Annotated in this window: 24 protein-coding genes and 1 other annotated feature; of the genes, 14 read left to right on the plus strand and 10 right to left on the minus strand. The window is 64.2% G+C overall.

What is annotated here, in order from left to right; genetic code table 11:
* Nucleotides 1-57: 57 nt before the first annotated feature.
* From SJY40_RS05575 to SJY40_RS05605, 7 genes are all read left to right on the plus strand, one after another.
* Nucleotides 58-870: a glutamate racemase gene (locus tag SJY40_RS05575; RefSeq protein ID WP_378943649.1), complete on the plus strand. Its 813-nt coding sequence runs from the start codon at nucleotides 58-60 to the stop codon at nucleotides 868-870.
* A gap of 24 nt (nucleotides 871-894) precedes the next feature.
* A complete protein-coding gene (gene ccmE, locus SJY40_RS05580) occupies nucleotides 895-1,344 on the plus strand; it encodes a cytochrome c maturation protein CcmE (protein ID WP_378943651.1) in 450 nt (149 codons plus the stop codon).
* A 97-nt stretch (nucleotides 1,345-1,441) separates the two neighbouring features.
* Nucleotides 1,442-2,053 (plus strand): holin-associated N-acetylmuramidase, encoded by a 612-nt coding sequence (locus SJY40_RS05585; RefSeq protein WP_378943653.1) that lies wholly within the window; start codon nucleotides 1,442-1,444, stop codon nucleotides 2,051-2,053.
* Nucleotides 2,044-2,562 (plus strand): holin family protein, encoded by a 519-nt coding sequence (locus SJY40_RS05590; protein WP_378943655.1) that lies wholly within the window; start codon nucleotides 2,044-2,046, stop codon nucleotides 2,560-2,562. The genes SJY40_RS05585 and SJY40_RS05590 overlap by 10 nt, the downstream gene beginning before the upstream one ends.
* Before the next feature lie 101 nt (nucleotides 2,563-2,663).
* Nucleotides 2,664-4,628 (plus strand): heme lyase CcmF/NrfE family subunit, encoded by a 1,965-nt coding sequence (locus tag SJY40_RS05595; RefSeq protein ID WP_378943657.1) that lies wholly within the window; start codon nucleotides 2,664-2,666, stop codon nucleotides 4,626-4,628.
* Nucleotides 4,625-5,095 carry a cytochrome c-type biogenesis protein gene (locus SJY40_RS05600; RefSeq protein ID WP_378943659.1) on the plus strand — a complete coding sequence of 157 codons (471 nt, stop codon included), beginning with the start codon at nucleotides 4,625-4,627 and terminating at the stop codon, nucleotides 5,093-5,095. The genes SJY40_RS05595 and SJY40_RS05600 overlap by 4 nt, the downstream gene beginning before the upstream one ends.
* Before the next feature lie 64 nt (nucleotides 5,096-5,159).
* Nucleotides 5,160-5,930, plus strand: coding sequence for an enoyl-CoA hydratase-related protein (locus SJY40_RS05605; RefSeq protein ID WP_378943661.1), 771 nt, complete (start codon nucleotides 5,160-5,162; stop codon nucleotides 5,928-5,930).
* Here SJY40_RS05605 and SJY40_RS05610 read toward each other — a convergent pair whose 3' ends face one another.
* From SJY40_RS05610 to SJY40_RS05620, 3 genes are all read right to left on the minus strand, one after another.
* On the minus strand, nucleotides 5,931-6,635 hold the full coding sequence (locus SJY40_RS05610; protein WP_378943663.1) for a DNA mismatch repair protein MutT: 705 nt from the start codon (nucleotides 6,633-6,635) through the stop codon (nucleotides 5,931-5,933).
* Nucleotides 6,602-6,994, minus strand: a complete 393-nt coding sequence (locus SJY40_RS05615) for a DUF983 domain-containing protein (RefSeq protein WP_378943665.1) — start codon at nucleotides 6,992-6,994, stop codon at nucleotides 6,602-6,604. The genes SJY40_RS05610 and SJY40_RS05615 overlap by 34 nt, the downstream gene beginning before the upstream one ends.
* An 80-nt stretch (nucleotides 6,995-7,074) precedes the next feature.
* The gene (locus SJY40_RS05620) at nucleotides 7,075-8,466 is read right to left on the minus strand and encodes a diguanylate cyclase (protein ID WP_378943667.1); all 1,392 of its coding nucleotides are present in this window, start codon (nucleotides 8,464-8,466) and stop codon (nucleotides 7,075-7,077) included.
* A 111-nt stretch (nucleotides 8,467-8,577) separates the two neighbouring features.
* On the opposite strand from SJY40_RS05620, the gene SJY40_RS05625 reads away from it, so the two are divergent.
* From SJY40_RS05625 to SJY40_RS05635, 3 genes are read left to right on the plus strand one after another with little or no spacing between them, the layout of a single operon-like run.
* The gene (locus tag SJY40_RS05625) at nucleotides 8,578-8,868 is read left to right on the plus strand and encodes a DUF3572 domain-containing protein (protein WP_378943669.1); all 291 of its coding nucleotides are present in this window, start codon (nucleotides 8,578-8,580) and stop codon (nucleotides 8,866-8,868) included.
* 57 nt (nucleotides 8,869-8,925) lie between these two features.
* Nucleotides 8,926-9,492 (plus strand): heme NO-binding domain-containing protein, encoded by a 567-nt coding sequence (locus tag SJY40_RS05630; protein ID WP_378943671.1) that lies wholly within the window; start codon nucleotides 8,926-8,928, stop codon nucleotides 9,490-9,492.
* Between the two features lie 56 nt (nucleotides 9,493-9,548).
* Complete coding sequence (locus tag SJY40_RS05635) at nucleotides 9,549-10,484, plus strand: GGDEF domain-containing protein (RefSeq protein WP_378943673.1); 936 nt, start codon at nucleotides 9,549-9,551, stop codon at nucleotides 10,482-10,484.
* A gap of 77 nt (nucleotides 10,485-10,561) precedes the next feature.
* On the opposite strand, the gene SJY40_RS05640 is transcribed toward SJY40_RS05635, so the two are convergent.
* From SJY40_RS05640 to trpS, 3 genes are all read right to left on the minus strand, one after another.
* Complete coding sequence (locus SJY40_RS05640) at nucleotides 10,562-11,419, minus strand: universal stress protein (RefSeq protein ID WP_378943675.1); 858 nt, start codon at nucleotides 11,417-11,419, stop codon at nucleotides 10,562-10,564.
* A 12-nt stretch (nucleotides 11,420-11,431) separates the two neighbouring features.
* Nucleotides 11,432-12,928, minus strand: a complete 1,497-nt coding sequence (locus SJY40_RS05645; RefSeq protein WP_378943677.1) for a SulP family inorganic anion transporter — start codon at nucleotides 12,926-12,928, stop codon at nucleotides 11,432-11,434.
* A 67-nt stretch (nucleotides 12,929-12,995) separates the two neighbouring features.
* Nucleotides 12,996-13,051: a sequence feature (sul1 is cis-regulatory element that is thought to sense ions involved in sulfur or methionine metabolism; They are found in Alphaproteobacteria), on the minus strand.
* A gap of 126 nt (nucleotides 13,052-13,177) precedes the next feature.
* Nucleotides 13,178-14,212: a tryptophan--tRNA ligase gene (gene trpS / locus SJY40_RS05650; protein ID WP_378943679.1), complete on the minus strand. Its 1,035-nt coding sequence runs from the start codon at nucleotides 14,210-14,212 to the stop codon at nucleotides 13,178-13,180.
* Between the two features lie 76 nt (nucleotides 14,213-14,288).
* Here trpS and SJY40_RS05655 point away from each other — a divergent pair, with 76 nt between their 5' ends.
* Nucleotides 14,289-14,990 (plus strand): rhomboid family intramembrane serine protease, encoded by a 702-nt coding sequence (locus tag SJY40_RS05655; protein ID WP_378943681.1) that lies wholly within the window; start codon nucleotides 14,289-14,291, stop codon nucleotides 14,988-14,990.
* Here SJY40_RS05655 and murJ read toward each other — a convergent pair.
* Genes murJ through SJY40_RS05670 form a run of 3 tightly spaced genes read right to left on the minus strand, consistent with a single transcriptional unit; the run spans nucleotide 14,981 to nucleotide 20,526 of the window.
* Nucleotides 14,981-16,516, minus strand: a complete 1,536-nt coding sequence (gene murJ, locus SJY40_RS05660) for a murein biosynthesis integral membrane protein MurJ (RefSeq protein WP_378943683.1) — start codon at nucleotides 16,514-16,516, stop codon at nucleotides 14,981-14,983. The genes SJY40_RS05655 and murJ overlap by 10 nt on opposite strands.
* On the minus strand, nucleotides 16,513-19,296 hold the full coding sequence (locus SJY40_RS05665) for a [protein-PII] uridylyltransferase (RefSeq protein ID WP_378943685.1): 2,784 nt from the start codon (nucleotides 19,294-19,296) through the stop codon (nucleotides 16,513-16,515). The genes murJ and SJY40_RS05665 overlap by 4 nt, the downstream gene beginning before the upstream one ends.
* Before the next feature lie 21 nt (nucleotides 19,297-19,317).
* The gene (locus SJY40_RS05670) at nucleotides 19,318-20,526 is read right to left on the minus strand and encodes a penicillin-binding protein activator (RefSeq protein ID WP_378943687.1); all 1,209 of its coding nucleotides are present in this window, start codon (nucleotides 20,524-20,526) and stop codon (nucleotides 19,318-19,320) included.
* Between the two features lie 111 nt (nucleotides 20,527-20,637).
* Here SJY40_RS05670 and rsmI point away from each other — a divergent pair, with 111 nt between their 5' ends.
* The 3 genes from rsmI (at nucleotide 20,638) to gshB (ending at nucleotide 22,928) form a co-directional block, all read left to right on the plus strand.
* Nucleotides 20,638-21,546, plus strand: a complete 909-nt coding sequence (rsmI, locus tag SJY40_RS05675; protein ID WP_378943689.1) for a 16S rRNA (cytidine(1402)-2'-O)-methyltransferase — start codon at nucleotides 20,638-20,640, stop codon at nucleotides 21,544-21,546.
* A complete protein-coding gene (locus SJY40_RS05680) occupies nucleotides 21,546-21,911 on the plus strand; it encodes a YraN family protein (protein WP_378943691.1) in 366 nt (121 codons plus the stop codon). Before rsmI ends, SJY40_RS05680 begins: the two co-directional genes overlap by 1 nt.
* 66 nt (nucleotides 21,912-21,977) lie before the next feature.
* Nucleotides 21,978-22,928, plus strand: coding sequence for a glutathione synthase (gene gshB / locus SJY40_RS05685; protein ID WP_378943693.1), 951 nt, complete (start codon nucleotides 21,978-21,980; stop codon nucleotides 22,926-22,928).
* Here gshB and SJY40_RS05690 read toward each other — a convergent pair.
* Nucleotides 22,925-24,439 (minus strand): YifB family Mg chelatase-like AAA ATPase, encoded by a 1,515-nt coding sequence (locus SJY40_RS05690; protein WP_378943695.1) that lies wholly within the window; start codon nucleotides 24,437-24,439, stop codon nucleotides 22,925-22,927. The two genes, gshB and SJY40_RS05690, sit on opposite strands and share 4 nt — an antisense overlap.
* Between the last annotated feature and the right edge of the window lie 42 nt (nucleotides 24,440-24,481).

The raw sequence follows: 24,481 nt of genomic DNA on the forward strand, positions 1-24,481 counted from the left end.
TTGCAAACCCGACGTGTCGCCCTATGAAGGGCGGCACGCGATACGAGGGGACGGACGATGGCGGTCGGAGTTTTCGATTCAGGGCTTGGCGGGCTGACGGTTCATCATGCGATCTCGGGGCGTCTGCCGGATCTGCCGTTGGTCTATCTGGGTGACAATGCCCATGCGCCTTACGGGGTGCGGACGTCGGACGACATCTATCAGCTGACCTGCGCGGCGGTGGAACGCCTGTGGGACGAAGGCTGCGATCTGGTGATCCTGGCATGCAACACGGCCAGCGCAGCGGCCCTGCGGCGCATGCAGGAAACCTGGCTGCCCAAGGACAAGCGTGTGCTGGGTGTCTTTGTCCCGATGATCGAGGCACTGACCGAACGTGGCTGGGGCGACAATTCGCCGCCCCGTCGCGTCGCAGTGAACAATGTCGCACTGTTCGCCACCCCTGCCACGGTCGCCAGCCGCGCCTTCCAGCGTGAACTGGCCTTCCGCGCCGTCGGTGTCGATGTCGAGGCGCAGCCCTGTGGCGGTGTCGTCGATGCCATTGAAATGGGCGACGAAATTCTGGCCGAGGCGCTGGTTCACAGCCATGTCGAGGCCTTGCTGCGCCGCATGCCATCGCCCGAGGCAGCCATTCTTGGCTGCACGCATTACCCGCTGATGGAAGGCGCGTTTCAGGCCGCATTGGGTCAGCACGTCAAGGTTTACAGCCAGGCCGGGCTGGTCGCCGAGAGCCTCGCCGATTATCTGCAGCGCAGGCCCGAATTTGTCGGACCGGGGCAGGTGTCGAAATTCCTGACGACCGGCGATCCGGTGCGTGTGTCGGGCAAAGCAACGCAATTCCTGCGCCGATCGATCCAGTTCGAAGCGGCCTGACGGGGGAGGGAAACGATGGCGGGCATGAAGTCACTGAAGAAACAGCGTCGCATCCAGGTGATTGCGGCCGCCGCTGTTGCGCTGACGATTGCAGTCGCTTTGATCGGCTACGGTTTCAGCGACGGGATCAACCTCTATCGGTCGCCAACGCAGGTCAGCGAAGCGGCCCCCGAGCCTGACGAATTCTTCCAGCTGGGCGGATTGGTCAAGGAAGGCTCGATGCAGATGGGCGAGGGCGTGGCCTTTGATTTCGTCATCACCGACGGTCTGGCCGAAATTCCCGTCAGCTATGTCGGCAACGATCCCAAGCCGGATCTGTTCAGCGAAGGTCAGGGCACCATCGCCAAGGGCTGGTACCGACAGGGCCGGTTCGAAGCGCGCGAACTGCTGGCCAAGCACGATGAAACCTATATGCCCAAAGAGGTCGTTGACACATTGAAGGCTTCGGGCGTCTATCAGGAACCAGAAAGCTGAGCCTGCAACGCACGGCGGGTTAATCGAAGGTTAACCACAAAGACGCAGCCTTCCCGGCCTGAGGCAGCATCAGCTTGCTGCCCGAAACGGGGGTGTCATGCAAAGCGTCGAACAGATTGCACAACAGATCGTCATGCGCGAAGGGGGGTATGTTAACGACCCCGACGATCCCGGCGGAGCGACGAATTTCGGTGTCACCATTGGTACGATGAAGTCGCTTGGGCTGGACCTGAACAAGGATGGCCGGGTCAACGCGACCGACGTTCGCGCCCTGACCCGCGCGCAGGCCGAGCAGATCTTTGTCGAGCATTATTTCCGCAAGCCGCGTCTGGCCGAACTGCCCGAACCTGTGCAGGCCAGCGTCTTTGACATGTACGTCAACGCGGGCACGAATGCGGTCAAGATCCTGCAGCGGCTGGTGACGCGCATGGGCTTTGCCACCACGGCCGATGGTGCGGTGGGACCGATGACCATTGCGGCGGCTGCGCAGGCTGCCAAGGCCGCACCGCTGCATTTCAACGATGCCTATGGGATCGAGCGGCGCAATTATTACTACAATCTGGCCGATCAGCGTCCCACCAGCCGTAAATACGCGCGGACGAATGCGGGCGGAAAGGGCGGCTGGATCACCCGGGCAGAGGAGTTCATCGCCCCCAAATACCACCTGTCGCAGGCCGAACATCATGAGAGGACCGCAAAATGGGCATGATTGATCGCCTGATCGGCGTCGCTCCGACCGTTACCGCGCTTGGCAGCGCCGCCACCGGCATGGCCGAAGTCTTTACCCAGAATGCCACCCGCAGGATGGAACTGGACGAAGAGGCCTATGCCCGTGCCATCAGCCAGTACGGGCAAGAGTTCACGCTGGCGCCAAGGGGATGGTTCGACAGCTTTGTCAACGGGTTGAACCGGGTTCCCAGACCGCTTCTGGCATTGGGAACGATGGCCTTGTTCATCTATTCGATGATCGATCCCGACGGCTTCAGTCTGCGCATGCAGGGGCTGCAGTTGGTCCCGGAACCGCTGTGGTGGCTGCTGGGGGCCATTGTCGGTTTCTACTTCGGCGCGCGAGAGGCGCATCATTTTCGCGACCGGGTCTGGCCCAGCCAGCCTGCCGAGGAAAAGACCACGACCGTCGCCCAGCTGGTCACCGTGCCTTCGGGTGATTTCGCCGACAATGCCGCGCTGAGGGACTGGGTTGCCTCGGTGCGCGATTAGGCCGCGGCGACGACACATAAAACTGACCTGTCGGGACGAAGGGGGGACTTTTCCCTTCTTCGTCGCGCCCCTATGCTGCGATCAACAAAGGATACCCCCTGATGATTGCAGAACTTGGCCATTTCTCACTGATCCTGGCCTTCATGGTCGCCATTTACCAGATGACGGTGCCCATGGTGGGGGCCGCCAAGGGCTGGCACGGCTGGATGGACAGCGCACGTCCTGCGGCGCTGGCCCAGCTGATCCTGATGCTGATCAGCTTTGGCGCGCTGACCATCGCTTTCGTCACATCAGATTTTTCGGTCCTGCTGGTTTATGAGAACTCCCATACGTCGAAGCCGCTGCTTTACAAGGTCAGCGGTGTCTGGGGGAACCACGAAGGGTCGATGCTGCTGTGGGTGACGATCCTGGCGCTGTTCGGCGCGGCGGCGGCATTGTTTGGGGGGAACCTGCCGCCGAGCCTGCGGGCGCGTGTGCTGGGCGTTCAGGCAGCTATCGGGGCGGCCTTCTACGCCTTCATTATCTTCACATCCAACCCGTTCTGGCGGTTAGGTAACCCGCCGTTCAACGGTCAGGACCTGAACCCGCTGCTGCAGGATCCCGGGTTGGCGTTCCACCCGCCGTTCCTCTATCTTGGCTATGTCGGGCTTTCGATGGCCTTCAGCTTTGCCGTCGCCGCCCTGATCGAGGGGCGTGTCGATGCCGCATGGGCGCGTTGGGTGCGTCCTTGGACGTTGGCGGCTTGGGTGTTTCTGACCATCGGCATCGCAATGGGGTCCTGGTGGGCCTATTACGAATTGGGCTGGGGCGGTTTCTGGTTCTGGGATCCGGTCGAGAATGCCAGCTTCATGCCGTGGCTTCTGGCCGCCGCGTTGGTGCATTCCGCCATCGTCGTCGAAAAGCGCGAGGCGCTGAAAAGCTGGACAATCCTGCTGGCGATCATGGCCTTCGGATTCTCGCTGATCGGGACGTTCATCGTGCGTTCGGGGGTCATCACCTCGGTCCACAGCTTTGCCAACGACCCTGAACGCGGCGTTTTCATTTTGGCGATCCTGGCCTTCTTCGTCGGTGGCGCGCTAACGCTTTACGCCGCGCGGGCGTCGGTGATGACGGCCAAGGGCGTCTTTGCGCCCGTGTCACGCGAAGGGGCATTGGTGCTGAACAACGTGCTGCTGGCGGTTTCAGCCTTCGTCGTCTTCGTCGGCACCATCTGGCCGCTGGTGGCCGAAATGGTCTGGGGCCGCGTCCTGTCGGTCGGCCCGCCGTTTTTCGATCAGGCCTTCACACCTTTCATGATCGTTCTGGCCATCATGCTGCCCATCGGATCCATCGTTCCGTGGAAACGCGCGACGCTTGGCCGGTCGCTGCGTCCTCTGCGCGGGGCGCTTGTGCTCAGTTGCGCTGTCATGTTGCTGGTCTTCGCAGTCTCGACCGGGCATTCGGCCCTAGCGGTGATCGGGGCGGGGCTTGGGTCGTGGCTGATCTTCGGTGCCTTGGCCGAATTGTGGTCGCGGACGGGCAAATCGGGGCCGTCGCGTCTGCTGCGCCTGCCGCGCGCCGATTGGGGCAAGGCCATCGCCCATGGCGGGCTTGGGGTGACCTTCATCGCCGTTGCGTTGATTCAGGCTTGGCAGGTCGAGGATGTGCGCGTGGCGCAGGTCGGCCAGCCCTTCGAGGTCGGGAATTATGAGCTGCTGCTGACCTCGGTCAAGCGCCATGACGGCCCGAACTTCTATGCCCAGCAGGCTACGATCGAGGCCAGCCGGAATGGTCGCACTGTTGCGATCCTGCAGCCGGAAAAACGCGTTTATCCGGTCCAGAACATGCCCACGACCGAGGCTGCCATCGACTTCGGCTTCCTACGCGACCTCTATGTCGTCATCGGCGACGAACAGCCCGACGGAGGATGGGCGGTCCGCACCTATATCAAGCCCTTCGCCAACTGGATCTGGGGCGGCGCATTGCTGATGGCCTTGGGCGGTCTGATCAGCCTGACCGACCGTCGCTATCGCGTTGCAGCCGGAAGCGCCAAGCCACGCGCCGCCAAAGCGGTGCCTGCGGAATGAGGGGCGCGGTCCGGCTGCTGGTCGTCCTGCTGACCCTCGCCTCGCCCGTGCTGGCCGTTCAGCCCGATGAGATACTGTCTGATCCGGCGCTTGAAACACGTGCCCGCAGCCTGTCGCAAAAGCTGCGCTGCCCGGTGTGTCAGGGCGAAAACATTGATGATTCTAATGCCGCCATCAGCCGCGATCTGCGGCTCTATGTGCGCGAACGGCTGGTCGCGGGCGATACGGATGACCAGGTGATGGACAATGTCGTCAACCGGTTCGGCGAGTTCGTCCTGTTCGAGCCGAGGGCCACCGGCAGCAATCTGATCCTGTGGCTGGCGGGGCCATTCATGGCGCTGTTGGGGCTGCTGCTGGGGCTGCGTTTCCTGCGGACGCGCAACATTGCCACGCCTGAGGTGCCGGAGCTTTCCGCAGATGAACGCATGCGGCTGGACCGCATCATGCAATCTGATGCGCGCGACTGACGCGGGGTCGCGCTTTCCCCGGCCCTGCAATCCTGCATGATCCCCCCACCAACAGGAGGGGCACATGAGCTTTCAGACCATCGAATTCCAGATCCGGGATGGCGTCGCGACGCTGACGTTGAACAGGCCCTCGGTCATGAATGCCCTGAACAGCCAGATGCGCCGGGAGATCACGCAGGCGCTGACGACGCTTGATGCTTCGGTGCGCTGCGTGGTGCTGACGGGTGCGGGGCGGGGGTTCTGCTCGGGTCAGGATCTGACCGACAAGGCCGCGGCGGCCGATCTGGAGGGCACGCTGCGTGACGAATACGAACCGATGCTGCGGGCCATCACGCAATGTCCGGTGCCAGTGATCGCCGCGGTGAACGGCACGGCGGCGGGCGCGGGGGCGAACCTAGCGCTGGCGGCCGATGTCGTGATCGCGACGCAAGGGGCAAGCTTCATTCAGGCCTTCACGCGCATCGGGCTGATCCCGGATGCGGGCGGCACATGGATCATCCCGCGCAGCGTTGGGGCGGCGCGCGCCATGGGAATGATGCTGTTTGCCGAACCCGTCACCGCCGATCAGGCGCAGGAGTGGGGCATGATCTGGCAGTCAGTTCCCGATGACCAGTTTGCCGAGGTCGTTGCCGCGCGGGCGTGTGCGCTGGCCGACGGGCCGACCGGCGCCTATCTGGCCGTCCGTCAGGCGGTGGCCGCATCGACTGGCAATGATCTGGACGCCCAACTGGCGCTGGAGGCCAAGCTGCAGGGCCAGGCGGGACGCAGCGCTGATTTCGTCGAAGGTGTCACCGCATTTCTGGAAAAGCGCCGTCCGGTGTTCACAGGGCGCTGATCAGGTGATCTGGCTGAATGTTGGCGTTGTCGTCCGGTTGTCGAAGAACGGCACCGAGGCGGGGCACGGCAAGGGGCTGCCATGCGGCAGCCCTGCAATCAGCTGGGACAGCTCGGCCAGCACGACCTCGGTGATAAAGGGCAGGTCAAGGTTGCGGGCCTCGGACAGGGTAACCCAATGCAGATGCGAAAGCTCGTCGCAGGCGCGGCTGAAGTCGTCGGGGTCGCCATGCACCCGGGCGGCGTCCGCGATGAAGAAATGCGCGTCGAAGCGGCGGGGCCGGCCTGCCGGCGTAATCGCACGGAACAGATAGCGCAGCGCCGAGGCATCCGGCATCAACCCGGCCTCGGCATAGCCCGCCAGCGCGGATTTTCCGGCCTGACCGATCAGCAGGCCAGTCTCTTCGGCCAGTTCGCGCAGCGCCGCTACGGCGATGGTATGCGGGCTGTTCTGCCCGTCCGGATCGACCAAACGGCGGTGGCAGTCGTCGCGCAGCCGCGCGGCCAGCGGTACGTCCGCATCGGCAAGATCCACCGCGCCGCCGGGGAAGACAAACTTTGACGGCATGAAGGCCGCCTTGGCACCGCGCATCCCCATCAGGACACGGGTTTCACCGGCGTCACGGCGCAGGATAATTACCGTTGCCGCATCCCTGATCGGCGCTTCGGTCGTCACGCGTCGAAGCCGTGCATCCGGCGCGCCCATTGGAAACCGACCATGCCACCCTTGATGACCGGCAGCAAAAGCAGCGACAGCACGATCGCCCCGAGGCCAAAGGACAGCAGTAGGGTCATGGCGCTTGGGCGATAGGCCACGAAGATCGCCAGCAACAGGGGCGCGCCCATATGCGACACCAGCAGAATCGTCAGATAGGCCGGACCGTCATCGGCGCGGTGATGATGCAGCGCCTCGTTGCACGACGGGCAGTGGTCGTTGACCTTCAGATAGCTCTTGTACAGCTTGCCCTCGCCACACGCGGGACAGCGACACATGGCACCGCGCAGCATGGCGGGCTTGGTCGGGCGATCCAGCGTGTCGGACGCGAGGCTTTCGGATTGGGACATGCCGATGCTCCTGCTTGGGGCCGAACGGATCGTCCGGTGCCCTGAACCTAGGCATTTGCCCGAGGGTTTGGAAGTGGTCGTCAAGCGGCGCGGTCGGGGCGCGAACATATGACGCGGTTGCGTCCCGATCCCTTGGCCGACAACAGCGCCTGATCGGCCCGTTCCAGCGTCATGCGAGCAACCTGATCGGGCCAGCCATCGCATTGCATCGGCGCCACCGTCGCCACCCCGATCGAGGCCGTCACCACGATCTCGCCGCCGCCGGTGATGACGGGCAGGGTGACGGGACGTTGGGCGATGGATTGGCGCAGACGTTCGGCCACGGCGCAGGCTTCGTCCTGCGTGCAATCGGGGATGACGCCCAGAAACTCCTCGCCACCCATGCGGGCGGCCAGTCCAGACGGACCAAGGGCCGTGCGGAACCTTGCGGCAATCTCGGTCAGGACGGCATCGCCCGCGCTGTGGCCATAGCCGTCGTTGACGCGCTTGAAATGGTCCAGATCCATGACGAAGACCGCAAAGCCCTGATGGCCCAGCAACGCATCGCGGGTGATCGCCGACAGCTTGGGGATGGCATAGCGCCTGTTGTACAGCCCGGTCAGCGGGTCGGTCATGGCCCAGACCATGTTGCGCTGCGCCTCGGCACGGCGTTCGTCGCCACGGGTCTTGCGCGACAATAGCATCTGCAACGACACGGCAGCCGCGCCCGCGCCTTCGGGGCCGCCAAGATCCTGCGGCACCACATCGCTGGCGCCAAGGTCCAAGGCAAAGGACGCCAGCTCCTCGGCATCGGGGCCGATGGCGATGACAAAGCCTGCATCCCGCGATCCCTGGCGCGACCGCAGTTCGGACAACAGGCGCAGGCCGTCGCCATTACTGCGGATATCGACCGAGATCAGATAGACATCCGCGTTCCGCCCGGCGGTCGCTGCGGCCAAAGCTTCATCAGGGTCCTTGATATCGAAACGGCAATCCATGCGCTCGGCCAGCAGCTGGCGCCAGCGTTGCGCGCGGGCGGGCATATCGGCGATCAGCACCACCTGCGGCTTGCGGGCATGGACAAAGGTCGCCGCAGCCTCGGCCATGCCCAGTTCGGGGCTGTTGGCGGGTTCGGCATCGCGCAGGATGCCACGGACACGCGCCATCAGCATCTGGTCCTCGACCTGCGGAGAAAGCGCCGCGATCGCGCCGGCTTCCAATGCCGCCAACCGCTGCGGTCCCTGAACCAGCATCAACACGGGAATGTCGGCGGTACGCGGATCGGTGGTCAGAGTGCGGCAAGCCTCGACCATGGCGGTATCTTCGGGGTCGCCGCCCAGAATAATCAACCCGGGCCGGGCATTTTCAACGGCTGCAAAAACCTCGGCGGTGCTGCTTGCAGCCGCGACGTCATAGCAGACCGACGCTAGCCGGACCTTCAATGTGATGCGGGCGGTTGCCACGGCATCTACGACAAGGATACGAGCCGTCATCTAACCATCCAGCAAGTCTCGACATCAGAACATCAATTTCGCCTCAAATGTTTAATAAATTGTTTCAATTTGAGCGCGGCACCGACATTTTCGACATAAGGATAAAATCGCATGGCATATACCCCCGAACAGGCCCACGAACTGGCGACCGAAATCCTGCTGGCCATGGCCGAGCGCCCCGAGGAACTGTCGCATTTCATGGGCGCAAGCGGTCTTGAACCCGACGACCTGCGCCAGATCTCGCGTCGGCCCGACATTGCTGTCTTCCTGTTGGACTTCGTGGTGGAAAGCGACGACCGCATCCACGACTTTGCCCAGGCCCTTCAGCTGCGTCCGCAGGACGTGATGGCAGCCCGGACGGCGCTTTCCGGACCCGGCAGCTATGGGTGGGAAGCGGACTGATCCGTTTGCGATTTATTCACCCCTGATTGCTAACGTCGATCCGAATCGAGGTGCGGCATGAATTCACTGATAAATCGCGGGATCGAAGAGTTTCTCAGATCGACATATGGCGACGCGCTTGTGGATGCCGTCGCCGAGGAAGCGGGGGTCGCACGCGGCTCGGTGGCGCCCTTGGGCGCGGGTTTCGGGGCCGAATCCTTGCAGCGCGCGGCATTCCGCATGGGCAAACCCCACAGCGAGATGTTGGAGGATCTGGGCGCATGGATGACCCGGATCGAACCGGTTCGACGACTGCTGCGGTTTTCGGGGCGCGACTTCAAGGATTTCCTGCTGCGTCTGGAAGAACTGCCGGGCAGGGCGCAACTGGTCCTGCCCAGCCTGAAGGTTCCGCGCCTGCAGGTCGATGCCAAGGATCATGCCTTTTGGGTGGTCATGCTGGACCCCGAACAAACATGGCAATCGGTGCTGGCGGGCGTGATCCGCGGGATGGCGGACGATTATGGCGCGCTGTGCCTGATCTCAGTCGAAGATGGGGCCATTCGAATCGAGGTCTGGGACGAACAATTCGCCGAAGGCAGGCTCTTCTCGATCCAATACGGCGCAGCAGAGGTGAGCCAGGCATGAAGAACGCGGTTGCACATCTTCCTATCGAAGCCCTGTCCCAGCTAATGCCGATGCACATGGTCCTGAACGATCGCGGGACAGTGCTGTCCATCGGACCAACGCTGCTGAAGCTGGTCCCGGGCCTTCGCAGCGGTCTGCACGGCAGCCTGATCAGCGGTCGCGCCGGTCAGGGAGCCGAGGCGATAGACGCTATCCGCAATGCGGTCGATCGGGGCATCCGCCTGTTCCTGCGCGTCCAGCATATCACCGATCTGGTGCTGCGCGGCCACGGCGTACGGCTGTCTGACGGAAACATGCTGGTGAATCTGGGCTTTGGCATCGGGCTGACCCGCGCAATCCGCAAGGCGCAGCTGACCGACGCCGATTTTGCCCCAAGCGATCTGGCGATGGAGCTGCTGTTCCTGCAAGAAGCCAACCGTGGCGTCCTGACCGAGCTGTCGCGCTTCAATCAACAGCTTTCGGCCGCGCGCGAGGTCGCGCTGCTGCAGGCGCAGACCGATCCCCTGACCGGCTTGGGCAACCGTCGCGCATTGGAGGGGGCGCTTTGCATCGCCATGCGCCAGTCCACGGACAAGCGGAGCGAAACGCCGACGCCTTTCGCGCTGATCCACATGGACTTGGACCATTTCAAACAGGTCAATGACCGGCTTGGACATAAGGCGGGCGATGATCTTTTGCGCGATGTGGGCTCGGTCCTGCAGGGGTTGGTCCGCAAGGATGATACCGCCGCCCGGATCGGCGGGGATGAATTCGTGCTGATCCTGCGGGGCATGGTCTGTCCAGTGGCCATCGGTCATGTGGCCGAGCGTCTGATCGGCAATATTCAGGAACTGTCGCCGCCCCAGCTGACCGACCTGCGCGTTTCGGCCAGCATCGGCGTCGTCATCTGGAGCCACGACCGCCTTGAAACGCCCGAACGCCTGCTGGAGATGGCCGATGCCGTGCTGTATGAATCCAAGCGCAAGGGACGCGGCTGCGCGACAATCGGCTGATCGGGGGCCGCGCCAGAAAATGAAAATGCCGCACCCGGTGACGGGTGCGGCATTGCCATAGCATCAAGATAGGTCGCTTAACGGAACAGCAGCACCGGCAGCTTGCAGGCGATCAGCATCTGCGTCGTGGTAGAGCCGATGATCATGCTGCGGATGCGGCTGTGACCATAGGCACCCATGACCAGCAGATCATGCGCGCCGGTCTCGATCCGTTCGGCAAGGGCGGTGTCGGCCGACCCCTGCAGGACGACGGCGTCGGCACGCAGACCGGCGGCGCGCAGACGGAGCAAGGCCTCATCCAAGGTATCACGCGCGTTTTCACCGCTGTTGCCGGCCATCGCCAGCTCGATCTGCAGATCCTTGAAGACCGGGCTGGAGGCCATGTGCTGGAGAGCCTTCAACGACGAACTGCCCCCGTCGAAGGCGACCAGCACCTTCCGGATCGGCTTGAAGGCACGCGATGCGACCAGCACCGGCTTATGCGCGGCGCGGACGATGCGCTCGAGGTTCGACCCCAGATGCCCTTTGGCGAAATCGGCTGCGGCACCGCGCTTGCCGATGACGATCAGACGGGTATCGGGAGCTTCGTGGCCGACGGTCCGCTCGATCAGGTCGCCCTGTTCCAGTCGGGTCGTGACGCCGGTCGCACCCGCGCCTTCGGTCAGCTGGCGCGCGTCTTCCAGCAATGCGCGACCCGCCTCATTGGCGATGCGGGCGCGTTGGGCGTCCAGCGTGGCCAGTTCGTCCAGCAGGGCGCTGCGTGCGCCAAGCCGGATCGCGCCGGACAGATCCTGCGGCCCGGCAGCCTCGCGGCGGCCCATGACGTGCAGCAGCTGCACCGGTGCGCCGGTCAGTACCGACGCCCAGGCCGCATGTTCGCAGACCGAGGCCGCATAGCCCGACCCGTTGACAAGTGCGATGATGTTATCGGTCATCTCCATCCCCCCTTAGTGCGCTGCCAGTTTATCCATCGCGCCGGGCTTGTCATGCACGGCAAGCTTGTCGACGATGGTTTCCGAAGCCTCGTTCATGCCGATCAGCTGCACTTCGGCACCGTCGCGGCGGAATTTCAGGATCGCCATGTCCAGCGCCTGAACCGAACTGATGTCCCAGATATGGGCGCCGCTGACGTCGATGATGACCCGGTCCAGCGCCTCGGAAAAGTCGAAGGCGGCCATGAAATCCTCGACCGAGCCATAGAACAACTGACCCTCGATGATATAGCGGCGCTCGCGCCCGTCATCCGAGATGGTCGAACGGACGTGGAACAGCTGTGCGATCTTGGCGGCAAAGAAGATGCCCGACAACAGCACGCCGACCAGCACCCCGATCGCCAGGTTATGCGTCCAGACGACGACAGCCACGGTGGCCAGCATCACGATCGAGGACGACCGCGGATGCGTGCGCAGGTTGGCGATGGACGACCAGCTGAAGGTCCCGATCGAGACCATGATCATGATCGCGACCAATGCAGGCATCGGGATCTGGCTGACCAGATCGCCAAGGCCCACAACCAGGATCAGCAGGAAAACACCTGCGACAAAGGACGACAGACGGCCGCGCCCCCCGGATTTGACGTTGATCATCGACTGGCCGATCATAGCGCAACCCGCCATGCCGCCGATAAAGCCGGTGGCGGTATTGGCAAGGCCCTGACCGATGCATTCCTGATTGCGGTTGGTCTTGGTGTCCGTCAGCTCGTCCACCAGGTTCTGCGTCATCAGACTTTCCAGCAGACCCACGACCGCCACCGCGACCGAATAGGGCAGGATGATCTTCAACGTTTCAAGGTTCAGAGGCACATCGGGCAGCAGGAAGATCGGCAGCGTATCGGGCAGGGCGCCCATGTCGCCCACGGTCCGCACGTCCCAACCCAGCAGCATCGCCAGTGCGGTCAGCACCACGATGGTCACCAGCGGCGACGGGATAGCCTTGGTGACATAGGGGAACAGATAGATGATCGCCAAGGCCGCCGCGACCAGCACATAGGTGAACCAGGTCACCCCGGGCGTCGCAAAGTCCAGTTCGGGCAATTGCGCCATGAAGATCAGTATCGCCAGCGCATTGACGAAACCGGTCATCACCGATTTCGAGACATAGCGCATGACGAAGCCCAGCTTCAGCAGTCCGCATCCCATCTGGATCAGACCGGCCAGCACCGTCGCCGCCAGCAGATACTGCAGCCCGTGGTCGGCCACCAGCGTGACCATCAGGACCGCCGTCGCCGCCGTCGCCGCCGAGATCATCCCCGGGCGCCCGCCGGTGATCGCCGTGATCACTGCAATCGAAAAGCTGGCGTAAAGCCCCACCTTGGGGTCCACGCCCGCGATGATGGAAAAGGCGATGGCCTCGGGGATCAGCGCAAGCGCGACCACCAGACCTGACAGGATGTCGGGGCGGATATTGCCCAGCCATTCCCGCTTGTATTGTTCAATTGAAAACATGATTCATCCGTTCCTGACCGTTGCGACGCAATCCGCGCCGGGTCCATCGTGCAATTTGCAAGGTTCGATTTGTCCGGCGGATCGGCGGCCGGAAGAGCCACCCGGATTCTCACCGGGTCCAGTCGTTTGACAGGCTGATAGCCGTAACTTGCCCGTGATCGCAAGCCTAAGGACCTAAAACAGGGCGAAAACAGAAAAAACCGCCACCCCTGAGGGATAGCGGTCACATTTTTCGGGCAGAGAGTCGGATCAGCGGCGCGTGCGCAGCAGCCCCATGATATCCTTGGTCCGCTCTAGGATCGGGGTTGCGATCGCATCCGCACGTTCCGCGCCATCCGCCAGCACCGCGTCGATCTGCGCGGGGTCGGCCATATATTCCGACATCTTGCGGGTGATTGGGGCCATCGCCTCGACGGCGACTTCGGCCAGAGCGGGCTTGAACGCGCCAAAGCCCTGACCCTCGAAACGGGCCAGCACCTGATCGGGGGTCTCATCGGCCAACGCGGCATAGATGTTGACCAGATTGCGCGCCTCGGGGCGGTCCTTCAGCCCCTCCATCTGGCCGGGCAGGGGGTCGGCATCGGTGCGCGCCTTGCGGATCTTCTGGGCGATGGCATCGGAATCATCGGTCAGATTGATCCGGCTGGCATCCGAAGGGTCGGATTTCGACATCTTTTTCGACCCGTCGCGGAGGGACATGACACGCGTGGCCACCCCTTCGATCAAGGGTTCGGTGATGGGGAAGTGGTTCACGCCATAGTCGTGGTTGAACTTGGCGGCGATGTCGCGGGTCAGCTCCAGATGCTGCTTCTGATCCTCACCCACGGGAACGGCTGTTGCCTGATAGGTCAGGATGTCCGCCGCCATCAGCGCCGGATAGGCCAGCAGGCCAAGGCTGGCGTTTTCGCTGTTCTTGCCCGCCTTATCCTTAAACTGGGTCATCCGGTACATCCAACCGACGCGGGCGACGGTGTTGAACAGCCACGACATTTCGGCATGCGCACTGACTTGGCTCTGGTTGAACAGGATCGACCGGGCCGGGTCCACGCCCGCCGCCATGAAGGCCGCGGCAGCCTCGCGCGTGCGCGATTGCAGAATCTGAGGGTCCTGCCAGACGGTGATCGCATGCAGGTTGACCACGCAATAGGCGGTCTCGGCCTGATCGCCTTGCAGGGCCGCGAAACGCTTCAGCGCGCCCAGATAATTGCCAAGCGTCAACCCGCCCGAGGGCTGGATCCCCGAAAAGATACGCGGGCGGAAGGTGCTGTTGATGGGTTCGGACATGACCGGCCTGCCTTGGAATTTCCTGGCCGCTGGCTTAGCGGTTGGGGGAAACTTCCGCAACCGCCAAGGAAACGCCATGCGTCAAGGCCTGACCGAATCCCCGCTGAACCCGTTGCCGCCCGTGATCTGGTTGCTGACCCTGCCCGTCATCGCCTCCGAGGCGGTCTTTGCCTTGGGGCAGGCGGGCCTGATTGGCGGTGCCGAAGGCGTGGGCATGCGCTTGAATGCGATCCGCATGACGGCTTTCCCGCCTGAACTGTTCCAGCGGGCCTGGACCTTGGGTGCCGTCGATCTGGACCAGATGTATCGCGCGCTGTCCTTCAGCTTCGTCCACACCTCGCTGACGCATGCGCTGTTCGTTGTGGTCTTCACGCTGGCGCTTGGCAATCTGGTTGCCCAGCAGTTCCGGCCGCTGGCGGTGGTGGCGCTGTTCCTGGGTTCGGCCATCGGTGGCGCTGCGATCTATGCGGCGGTGCTGCAGGTGATCGGGGCGCGGCCATCGCTGCTGATCGGCGGCTATCCGGCGGTCTATGGGCTGGTCGGGGCGTTCACCTTCCTGCTGTGGACCAAACTGGCGGCGGTGAATGCCAACCGGCTGCGGGCCTTTACCCTGATCGGCATGCTGCTGGCCTTCCAGCTGGTCTTCGGGCTGATCTTCGGCGGTGCCGGGACCGGTTGGATCGCCGAGGTCGCAGGATTTGTGACCGGCTTCGGCCTCAGCTTTGTGCTGGTCGACGGAGGAGTGCGGCGCGCGCTGACGCAGTTGCGTCAGCGCTGACCCCGGCGAACGGCGGCTTTCAGTTCGGACAGGCGATAGGCCCCGGTGATGAACGCCAGCGAAAAATAGATCGCTGCCCCGCCAAAGACCAGAACCGCCAGCCCGACACCGCGGCCTGCGTCAGCCGCCTCCAGCCATTCGCGCATCCCCCACAGGGCCGTGGCCATCAGCGCCGAGGCCGTCAGGATGCGCGGAAAGGCCCGGACCAGCCGCGCATCGGCCCGCGCTGCCTGACCCATGTCCCGCGTGCCCAGCCACAGTTGCGCAACCATGACCCAGGCCGCGATGGTTGTGCCCAAGGCCGCCGCAAGGAAGCCCAGGAACGGCATCAGGCTGAAGGCCGCCACCGCGTTCACCACCATCGAGATCAGCGCGAACCTCAGCGGTGTCCGCGTATCTTCGCGCGCAAAGAACAGCGGTTGCAGGATCTTTTGCAGCACGAAAGCCGGCAGGCCGATGGCATAGACGATCAGCGCCGCCGCTGTCTGCTGGGTGTCGAAGGCGGAAAAGGCGCCGCGTTGGAACAGGGTGGAAACCATCGGTTCGGCGATGACGGCAATGGCAAAGGCGGCAGGCAGGGTCAGGAACAACCCGAATTCCGTCGCGCGGCTATAGGCCGACTGACCGCCCGCGTGATCATCGGCGCGAATGCGACGCGCCAGTTCCGGCAGTAACACCACCGCCACCGCAGCCCCCACCACGCCAAGCGGCAGTTGATACAGGCGGTCGGAATAGGACAGCCAGCCGATCGCTCCATCAAAGCGCGATCCGACCTGACGACCGACCAGCAGGTTGATCTGTACAACGCCACCGGCAAAGGCGGCGGGCAGGGCGACTGCGATCAGGCGGCGCATGTCGGGCGTCAGTCGCGGGCGGCGCGGGCGGAAGGTCCAACCCGTGCGATGCGCGTCCCACCAGACCAGCGCCAACTGGGCGATGCCCGTGACCGGCGTGGCCCAAGCCAGCGTCAGCCCCAGATCCCAGCCCTGCCAGCGGCCAAGACCCATCGCCACGATGAACAGCAGGTTCAGCAAAACAGGCGCCGCTGCCGCCGCCGTAAAGCGGCCATTGGCGTTCAGCACGCCGGAAATCATCGACGCCATGGAAATCAGCAGGATATAGGGAAAGGTGATCCGCCCGTATTCCACCGCCAGATCAAAGCGTTCGTCGCCCGCAAATCCCGATGCCATCAGCCAGACCAGCCCGGGCATGGCGATCATTGCGACCGCCGACAGAACCAGCACAGCCGCCAGCAGGCCGGAAAACGCCTCGGATGCAAAGCGTTGCGCCTGTTGGTGATCCTCCAGCTTCTTGGAGAACATCGGCACGAAGGCGGTGTTGAACGCGCCCTCGGCAAAGAACCTGCGGAACATGTTGGGCAGCGACAGGGCGATCAGGAACGCCTCGGCCACGGGGCCGGTGCCCAGCCATGCCGCCATCAGGATGTCGCGCACAAAGCCCGACGCACGCGAAATCAGCGTCCAGCTTCCTACTGCAAGGAAGCCACGCACCAGTCCGGATTTCATCCCTGTTCTGCCTCTGCCCGTTTCACGCCGTCGGCGATCGCCGTCCGCAGTTTCTTTTCCAGCGCCTCGCGTTTCGAGGGGCTGTGCAATTTCAGTCCGAACATGTCCTTGACGTAGAAACTGTCAACGACCTGCGCGCCGAAGGTGGCGATCACCGCGCTGACGATCTGGATGTGGTTCGCAGCCAGCGTCCGCGTCAGATCATAGAGCAAGCCGGGCCTGTCGCGGGTGTCCACCTCGACGATGGTATAGATGTCGCTGCCTTCGTTGTCGAAGGTGATATGGGTCGGGAACTTGAATTCCCGGTTGCGCTTTTTGGGCTTGTCGCGGCTGGCAAAAGCCTCGCGCGCGACGATTTCACCGCTGAGCGTGCGCAGGATGGTCTGGCGCAGCTTGGGCAGGCGGTCTTCGGCAAAGGGGTGACCTTCGGCATCCTGGATCCAGAAGACCGCCGTCGCATAGCCGTCGCGCGTGGTATAGGTCCGCGCGTCAACGACATTCGCCCCGGTCAGCGTCAGTGCCCCCGCCAGACGCGAAAAGATGCCCGGGTGATCGGACAGCACAAAGGCCGTGCGTGTCGCATCCCGGTCCACATCGGCGCGCAGGTCGATGCGGATTTCGTCCGGACCTATGCCGCGCAGCAGTTCCGCGAAGACGGCATGCGTCTGCGTCGGAAGCCCTGGCCAATAGGCGTCGTAATGGCGCGCGATCTCGGCGCGGATCTGGCGGGCCTCCCAGCCTTTGGCGACCAGCATGTGACGCAGCGACCGCTTGGCTTCGTTCTGGCGCTTGTCGCGGTTCAACTCCTCCAGCCCGTTTTCGAGGGCAGCGGCGGTTTCCTGATGCAGCGTGCGCAGCAGAGCGGCCTTCCAGTTGTTCCAAGTCCCCGGACCCACGCCGCGGATGTCACAGACCGTCAGGACCAGCAGCATGTCCAGTCGCTTGCGGGTCTTCACCGCCTTGGCGAAATCACGCAGGGTGCGGGGGTCGCTTATGTCGCGTTTCTGCGCCACATCCGACATCAGCAGGTGGTTGCGCACCAGCCATTCGACGGTGTCGATATCTTCCTGATTGAAGCCGAACCGCGTGGCGATGCGTCGTGCGATCCGGGCCCCAAGGATCGAATGGTCTTCGGGGCGACCCTTGCCGATATCATGCAGCAGGGTGGCCAGATACAGCACCCGACGGTTCACGCCGGCATCGATGATCTGGCTGGACAGGGGCAGGTTTTCGGGGTGCTCGCCGCGCTCGATCTCGGCCAGGGCGGCGATGCACTGGATGGAATGTTCGTCGACGGTATAATGGTGATAGACGTTGAACTGCATCATTGCCACCACCGGTTCGAATTCCGGAATGAAGGCCGCCAGCACGCCCAGTTCGTTCATGCGCCGCAGGGCGCGTTCGGGGCTTCCATGCTTCAGCAGCATGTCCATGAAAATGCGGATCGCCTCGGGGTCGGATTGGACCCTGTCGTCGATGACATCCAGATTGGCGGCCACAAGGCGCATGGCATCGGGATGGATCAGCACGCCGGTGCGCAGGGCTTCCTCGAAGATGCGCAGCAGGTTCAGGGGGTCGGCCAGAAAACCGGTTTCGGATTCATAGGACAGGCGACCCTGCTGATCGGCAAAGCCCGGCTTCATCTTGCGCTTGCGACGGAACAGCCGCCCAAGGAAGGGAGCGGTACGGACGTGCTGGGTTTCCAGCGCGGCCAGAAAGACGCGGGTCAGTTCGCCCACGCGTGTGGCATGGCGGAAGTAATCCTGCATGAAATATTCGACGCCGCGCCGCGCGGTCGTGTCGGAATACCCCATGCGACGGGCGACCTCGACCTGCATGTCGAAGGACAGCACGTCCACCGGACGTCCGGATATCAGATGCAGATGGCAGCGCACGGCCCAGAGGAAATCCTCGGCCTGCCAAAAGGCCAGATGTTCGTCGCGGGTAAAGACGCCAAGGTCCACCAACTCGACAGCGCGATCGACGCGGTGGATGTATTTCGCGATCCAGTAAAGGGTCTGCAGGTCGCGCAGGCAGCCCTTGCCCTCTTTCACGTTGGGTTCCAGCACATAGCGCTGGCCACCCTGCCGGACATGGCGCGCAGCGCGTTCGTCCAGCTTGGCCTCGATGAATTCAGGGACGGTGCGGTCGAACAGCTCGTCCCAGAGACGCTGCCGCAATTCTTGCGCCAAGGGCGCGTGGCCCGTCACCAACCGGTGTTCCACCAGCGAGGTGCGGATCGTCATGTCGCCTTCACCAAGACGCAGGCAATCATCGACGCTGCGGATCGAATGGCCGATCTTCAGCTTCAGGTCCCACATCATGTAAAGCATCGATTCCACGACGCTTTCTGCCCATGCGGTGATCTTCCAAGGGGTCAGAAACAGCAGGTTGACATCGGACGCCGGTGCCATTTCCGCCCGGCCATAGCCGCCGACGGCCAGCACGGCCAGCCGTTCACCCTCGGACGGGGCATCCAAGGGGTGCAGCATCGTCACGGCGACGTGGTGGATCGCGGTGACGATCTGGTCGGTCAGATTGGCAATGGCGCGCACCGTTTCGCGGGCGGCGCGGGGGTGGGTGGCGAAGGCGGCCTCGATGGCCTGCATTTCGTCGGCCCGCGCCTGCGTCAGCATGGCGACGGTCTCGCTGCGGATCTGGCGGGGCTCGGTCATGCCCTGCAGGCGCGTATCCAGCGCCCGCAGCAGCTCTTCCCCGTCACGAAGAAACTGCGCCCCGGCCATTTCCGGGGCGCCGTCGATGACGCCGTTGCTTGTCATGTTCTGCCGTACCGTCCCAGTTTACGATCCGAAGCCGCGGGCATTGCGCGGTGCGGGGTCGAGGATGACCAGATTGCCGTCGCGGATGGTCGCGACCGACAGGCCCCGCTGCGAGGTACCGTCACGCTTCAGCCGGAAGATGCCCGCCACGCCCGAGAACCCTGCGGGCTGCGTCAGGCCGGTGGTGGTCAGCGCGTTGCGCTTGCCCGCGCGGGCCAGGGATGCAATGGCCGCGACGCCGTCATAGGACAGCGATGCCAGCTGGTGGGGCGCCTCGCCAAAGGTCTGGGCATAGCGCGCCTCGAACTGCTGCTGCAGGCCTTGGTCGGGGATGGCGAACCAGCCCTCGGACAGCTGTGGCATGCCCAGACGGTCGCGCGGCTGGTCCCAACGGGTCAGCCCCATCATCTGCGTCACGGGCGAGCGCACACCGGCCTTGGCCAGGTTCTCGGTCAGATAAGGCAGAACGGCCTGATTGTTGGCGGTCATGAAGATCGAATCGACCTGGCCCGTCTTGACGGCCTCGGCCACGCGCGGGGTCGCCGCATCGATCCCCGAGATCGAGACCGGGTGGTTGACCCGACCTGCCAGACGCGCGCCGTTGCGGGCGATGGCGGTCTGGATGGCGCGGGCGCCAAGCTGGCCCGCGACGTCGTCTTCGGCCACCAGCAGGACGTTCTTCTTGCCGCGCTTGACGCCATAGCGCACCAGCCGGTCGGCGATATTGTCGAAGCTGTTGCCAAGGGTGAAGACGTTGCCGCCCGCAACCTCGGTGTTGTTCGAGAATGTCAGCACGTTGATGTTGCGCGGCAGCATCGCGTTCCCGACGGCATTCGCGTTGCCCGCGAACAGCGGCCCGAGAATGACCTGCGCGCCTGCATCTGCCGCCGCATTGGCCTGCGCAACGGCCTGCGCATCCGATCCCGCGGTGTCATAGACGCGCAGATCGATGCTGGCGCCCTGGGCATCCGCCGCCGCCATCTTGGCGGAATTCGTCAGGCTGCGGGCCAGCCACTGCATTTCCTGCGATTGCGTGCCGCCGGGCACCAGCAAAGCCACGCGTACGGGCTGGCCGGGGTCGATCATCTGGCCGATCTCGGGGCCGCTGGCCTGTTCGGTCATCGCGACCGGATCGCAGGCGGCAAGGAACAGTGCCGAGATCACCGCGGTCGTACGGATCGCTGCCCGGCGCAGGCCCTGCCCGGGCCGGGTTGTGGCGGATGCAAACATGTGAAACTTCCCTGTCAGATGATACGAGGCACGCTTATGGTCGCAGACTATGACCTGTGCCCGTGATTGGCAATCAGCGCCACCCCGCGACAGCACAACAAGGAGGGTTCGATGACCGACCGCCACGACCGCCCCGAGGCCGAACCCGCCCGCCGCCTGACCGCCCATGTCGAGGCCAAGCGCCTTGACGGTGGCCTCTATCTGGTGGCCACGCCCATCGGGGCCGCCCGCGACATCACCCTGCGGGCGCTGGACGTGCTGAACAGCGCCGACATGCTGGCCGCCGAAGATACCCGCGTGCTGCGTCACCTGATGGACATTCACGGCATTCCTCTGCGCGGGCGTCGCATCCTTGCCTATCACGATCATAACGGCGATCGCGCCCGACCGGCGCTGCTGGCGGCCTTGGCAGAAGGGTCCAGCGTCGCCTATTGTTCGGATGCAGGGACGCCCCTGGTGGCTGATCCCGGCTATCGCCTTGCGGTCGACGCAGCCGAAGCGGGCGCGCGTGTCCATGCGCTGCCGGGGCCGTCATCATCGCTGGTGGCGCTGTCGCTGTCGGGGCTGCCAAGCGATCGCTTCATGTTCCTTGGATTTCCGCCATCGACCGCGACGGCGCGCCAGACGTTCCTGCGCACGTGGACTGCGGTCGATTCGACGCTGATCCTGTTCGAAAGCCCGCGTCGCGTGAACCGCACACTAACCGATCTGGCCGCCATCGACCCCAAGCGCATGACCGTCATCGCCCGCGAACTGACCAAAAAATTCGAAGAGGTCATCCGCGGCACCGCCGAGGATCTGGCCGCCGACCCCCGCATGGCAACCCTGAAGGGCGAGGTCGTCATGGTCCTTGACCGCCCCGGCGAGGTCGTCGTGGGCGAGGCGCAGTTGGACGATGTCATCCTGCGCCACATGGCCAGCATGTCCGTCAAGGATGCCGCGCGCGAGGCCGCGCAGGAACTGGGCCTGCCCAAGCGCGATGTCTATCAGCGCGCGCTGGCACTGGCGGGGCAGCGCTGATGCGCAGTCGTCGTGGTCAGGTCGCGGCGGTGTCGGGGCAGATGGCCGAGGAAGCGGTCGCACGCCTGTATCAGAGGCGTGGCGCCACCGTGCTGGAAACCCGCTGGCGCGGCACCGGGGCGGAAATCGACCTGATCCTGCGCGACGGCCCGGATGTGGTCTTCGTCGAGGTCAAGGCCGCCGCCACCCATGCCGCTGCGGCCCAACGCATCCTGCCTGCGCAGATGGGGCGGATCATGCAGGCGGCGCAGGAATATTGCGGGCAGGCGGGGTTGGGGCAGGACGCGCCCATGCGTTTCGATGCGGCGCTGGTCGATGAAATGGGCCGCATCGACTTGATCCCGAACGCCTTCGACGCCACCTGAGGCGCCACGGGCTTGCATCCGGCACAGGCGCAGGTCACAACATCCCCAAAGTTCAGGAGGGGCAGCATGAGCCTTTACGTCGCCTTGCAGATGGACCCGATCGAGGATGTCTCGATCGATGCCGACAGCACGTTCCGCATCGGGCTGGAGGCCGAGGCCCGCGGCCACCGGCTGTTCCAATATACCGCCGACCAGCTGCGCTATGACGAAGGCCGCGTCATTGCCCGCGGTCGTCCCGTCACCCTGCGCCGCAAGCAGGGCGACCACGTCACCTTCGGCGATTGGGCCGAGGTTGATCTGACCGAGTTCGACGTCGTCTGGCTGCGTCAGGACCCGCCCTTCGACATGGGCTATGTCACCACGACCCATCTGCTGGACCGGGTGCATCCGGACACGCTGGTTGTGAACGACCCGTTCTGGGTCAGGAACTGCCCCGAGAAGCTGATGGTGCTGGATTTCCCCGACCTGACGCCGCCCACGATGATCGCCCGCGATCCGGCCGCCTTCCGCGCCTTCCGCGAACGCCACAGTGAAATCATCGTCAAACCGCTTTACGGCAATGGGGGTGCGGGGGTCTTCCACCTGAAGCCCGGCGATCCGAACCTGTCGTCGCTGCTGGAAACCTTTGCGGGCATCAACCGCGAACCGATGATTGCGCAGAAATATTTGGCCAAGGTGACCGAGGGCGACAAGCGCATCATTCTGGTCGATGGCGAACCCGTGGGCGCGATCAACCGCGTCCCGATGGAGGGTGAGGCTCGCTCGAACATGCATGTCGGTGGTCGCGCCGAACAGATCGGCCTGACCGAGCGCGAATACGAGATCTGCAAGCGCATTGGCCCCGTCCTGCGTGAAAAGGGGCTGGTCTTCACCGGCATCGACGTCATCGACGGCTGGCTGACCGAGATCAACGTGACATCGCCCACGGGAATTCAGGAACTTGAACGCTTTGATGGCATCAACGCCGCCGAAGCCATGTGGGAAGCGATCGAACGGCGCGTGGCCGACAAGGGTTAACCGCCCGCGACGAAAGGCAGGCGATAGCTGATGGCCTCGGCCAGATGGTGGACCCGAACTTGATCCGCTCCTTCAAGATCGGCGATGGTGCGGGCGCTGCGCAGGATGCGGTGATAGCCCCGCGCTGTCAGTCCCAGCTTTTCCGCCGCCTTTGAGATCAGCGCGCGTCCGGCATCATCGGGCGCGGCGATCTGCTCCAGCAGGGTGCCGGACGCATCAGCATTGACCGTCACCTGCGGGTGGTCCCTGAAGCGTTCTGCCTGCACCTGCCGCGCCTGCGCCACGCGTGCCGCCACGGTCGTCGATGTTTCCCCACCTGCGGCGCGGTCCAGATCCTGATAGCTGACGCCCGGCACCTCCAGCCGCAGGTCGAAACGGTCCATCAGCGGGCCGGATATCTTCGACATGTAATCCCCGCCGCAGACCGGCGCACGCGAACAGGCCCGCGCCGGATCGGCCAGATAGCCGCAGCGGCAGGGGTTCGCCGCTGCCACCAGCAGGAACCGACAAGGATATCTGACGTGGGCATTGGCGCGGGCGACCATCACCTCGCCGCTTTCGATAGGCTGGCGCAGGGTATCCAGCAGCTGGCGGGGAAACTCGGGGAATTCGTCAAGGAACAGCACGCCGTTATGGGCAAGGCTGATCTGGCCGGGTTTGGCACTCCGCCCGCCACCGACGATGGCGGGGACCGATGCCGTGTGATGGGGTTCCTGAAAGGGCGCATGACGGGTCAGGCCGCCATCGGGCAGGGTGCCTGCCAGCGAATGGATCATCGAGGTCTCCAACGCCTCGCGCGCCGACAGCGGCGGCATCAGGCCGGGGATGCGGGCGGCCAGCATGGATTTTCCCGCACCGGGTGGGCCGACCATCAGCATATGGTGGCGACCGGCGGCCGCGATTTCCAACGCGCGTTTGGCACGTTCCTGACCCTTCACTTCGGACAGACAGCCAACAGGCGGGCCATCGCCCACAAGACCGGGGCTGGCGGGGGTGATGGGGCCGCGGTCGGTCAGATGATCGACCACCTGCTTCAGCGTCCCGGCCGCCAGCACCGGCACCGAGCCGACCCAAGCCGCCTCGGGTCCGCATTCACGCGGACACAGCAATGCACGGTCGTCTTCGGAGGCGGCCATTGCGGCGGGCAGGGCGCCGGTGACCCGCACCAGCCGCCCGTCCAGCGCCAGTTCGCCCAAGGCCACGCAGCGGGCGACCTCATCCGCGGGCACGATCTCCAGCGCGGCAAGAACGGCCAGCGCGATGGGAAGGTCGAAATGCGATCCCTCTTTCGGCAGGTTGGCGGGCGAGAGGTTCACGGTCACGCGCCTGCTGGGCATGGCGATCGACAGCGCCCCGAAGGCGGCCTTGACCCTCTCGCGCGCCTCGCTGACAGCCTTGTCGGGCAGGCCGACAATGGAAAAGCCGGGCAGACCCGCGGCGACGGCGCATTGCACCTCGACCAGGCGGGCTTCGACGCCGTCGAAGGCGACGGAATAGGCGGTGGCGACCATGGTTTTTCCCCGGATATCGCGCAATGGTTAACGGGCCGGGGT

The sequence above is a fragment of the Paracoccus sp. R86501 genome (assembly GCF_042466435.1).
GTDB lineage: Bacteria > Pseudomonadota > Alphaproteobacteria > Rhodobacterales > Rhodobacteraceae > Paracoccus.

Coding starts and splice junctions, on each gene's coding strand:
- SJY40_RS05575 (WP_378943649.1), top strand. CDS start 58: ATGGCGGTCGGAGTTTTCGATTCAGGGCTTGGCGGGCTGACGGTTCAT.
- ccmE (WP_378943651.1), top strand. CDS start 895: ATGAAGTCACTGAAGAAACAGCGTCGCATCCAGGTGATTGCGGCCGCC.
- SJY40_RS05585 (WP_378943653.1), top strand. CDS start 1,442: ATGCAAAGCGTCGAACAGATTGCACAACAGATCGTCATGCGCGAAGGG.
- SJY40_RS05590 (WP_378943655.1), top strand. CDS start 2,044: ATGGGCATGATTGATCGCCTGATCGGCGTCGCTCCGACCGTTACCGCG.
- SJY40_RS05595 (WP_378943657.1), top strand. CDS start 2,664: ATGATTGCAGAACTTGGCCATTTCTCACTGATCCTGGCCTTCATGGTC.
- SJY40_RS05600 (WP_378943659.1), top strand. CDS start 4,625: ATGAGGGGCGCGGTCCGGCTGCTGGTCGTCCTGCTGACCCTCGCCTCG.
- SJY40_RS05605 (WP_378943661.1), top strand. CDS start 5,160: ATGAGCTTTCAGACCATCGAATTCCAGATCCGGGATGGCGTCGCGACG.
- SJY40_RS05610 (WP_378943663.1), bottom strand. CDS start 6,635: ATGGGCGCGCCGGATGCACGGCTTCGACGCGTGACGACCGAAGCGCCG.
- SJY40_RS05615 (WP_378943665.1), bottom strand. CDS start 6,994: ATGTCCCAATCCGAAAGCCTCGCGTCCGACACGCTGGATCGCCCGACC.
- SJY40_RS05620 (WP_378943667.1), bottom strand. CDS start 8,466: ATGACGGCTCGTATCCTTGTCGTAGATGCCGTGGCAACCGCCCGCATC.
- SJY40_RS05625 (WP_378943669.1), top strand. CDS start 8,578: ATGGCATATACCCCCGAACAGGCCCACGAACTGGCGACCGAAATCCTG.
- SJY40_RS05630 (WP_378943671.1), top strand. CDS start 8,926: ATGAATTCACTGATAAATCGCGGGATCGAAGAGTTTCTCAGATCGACA.
- SJY40_RS05635 (WP_378943673.1), top strand. CDS start 9,549: ATGGTCCTGAACGATCGCGGGACAGTGCTGTCCATCGGACCAACGCTG.
- SJY40_RS05640 (WP_378943675.1), bottom strand. CDS start 11,419: ATGACCGATAACATCATCGCACTTGTCAACGGGTCGGGCTATGCGGCC.
- SJY40_RS05645 (WP_378943677.1), bottom strand. CDS start 12,928: ATGTTTTCAATTGAACAATACAAGCGGGAATGGCTGGGCAATATCCGC.
- trpS (WP_378943679.1), bottom strand. CDS start 14,212: ATGTCCGAACCCATCAACAGCACCTTCCGCCCGCGTATCTTTTCGGGG.
- SJY40_RS05655 (WP_378943681.1), top strand. CDS start 14,289: ATGCGTCAAGGCCTGACCGAATCCCCGCTGAACCCGTTGCCGCCCGTG.
- murJ (WP_378943683.1), bottom strand. CDS start 16,516: ATGAAATCCGGACTGGTGCGTGGCTTCCTTGCAGTAGGAAGCTGGACG.
- SJY40_RS05665 (WP_378943685.1), bottom strand. CDS start 19,296: ATGACAAGCAACGGCGTCATCGACGGCGCCCCGGAAATGGCCGGGGCG.
- SJY40_RS05670 (WP_378943687.1), bottom strand. CDS start 20,526: ATGTTTGCATCCGCCACAACCCGGCCCGGGCAGGGCCTGCGCCGGGCA.
- rsmI (WP_378943689.1), top strand. CDS start 20,638: ATGACCGACCGCCACGACCGCCCCGAGGCCGAACCCGCCCGCCGCCTG.
- SJY40_RS05680 (WP_378943691.1), top strand. CDS start 21,546: ATGCGCAGTCGTCGTGGTCAGGTCGCGGCGGTGTCGGGGCAGATGGCC.
- gshB (WP_378943693.1), top strand. CDS start 21,978: ATGAGCCTTTACGTCGCCTTGCAGATGGACCCGATCGAGGATGTCTCG.
- SJY40_RS05690 (WP_378943695.1), bottom strand. CDS start 24,439: ATGGTCGCCACCGCCTATTCCGTCGCCTTCGACGGCGTCGAAGCCCGC.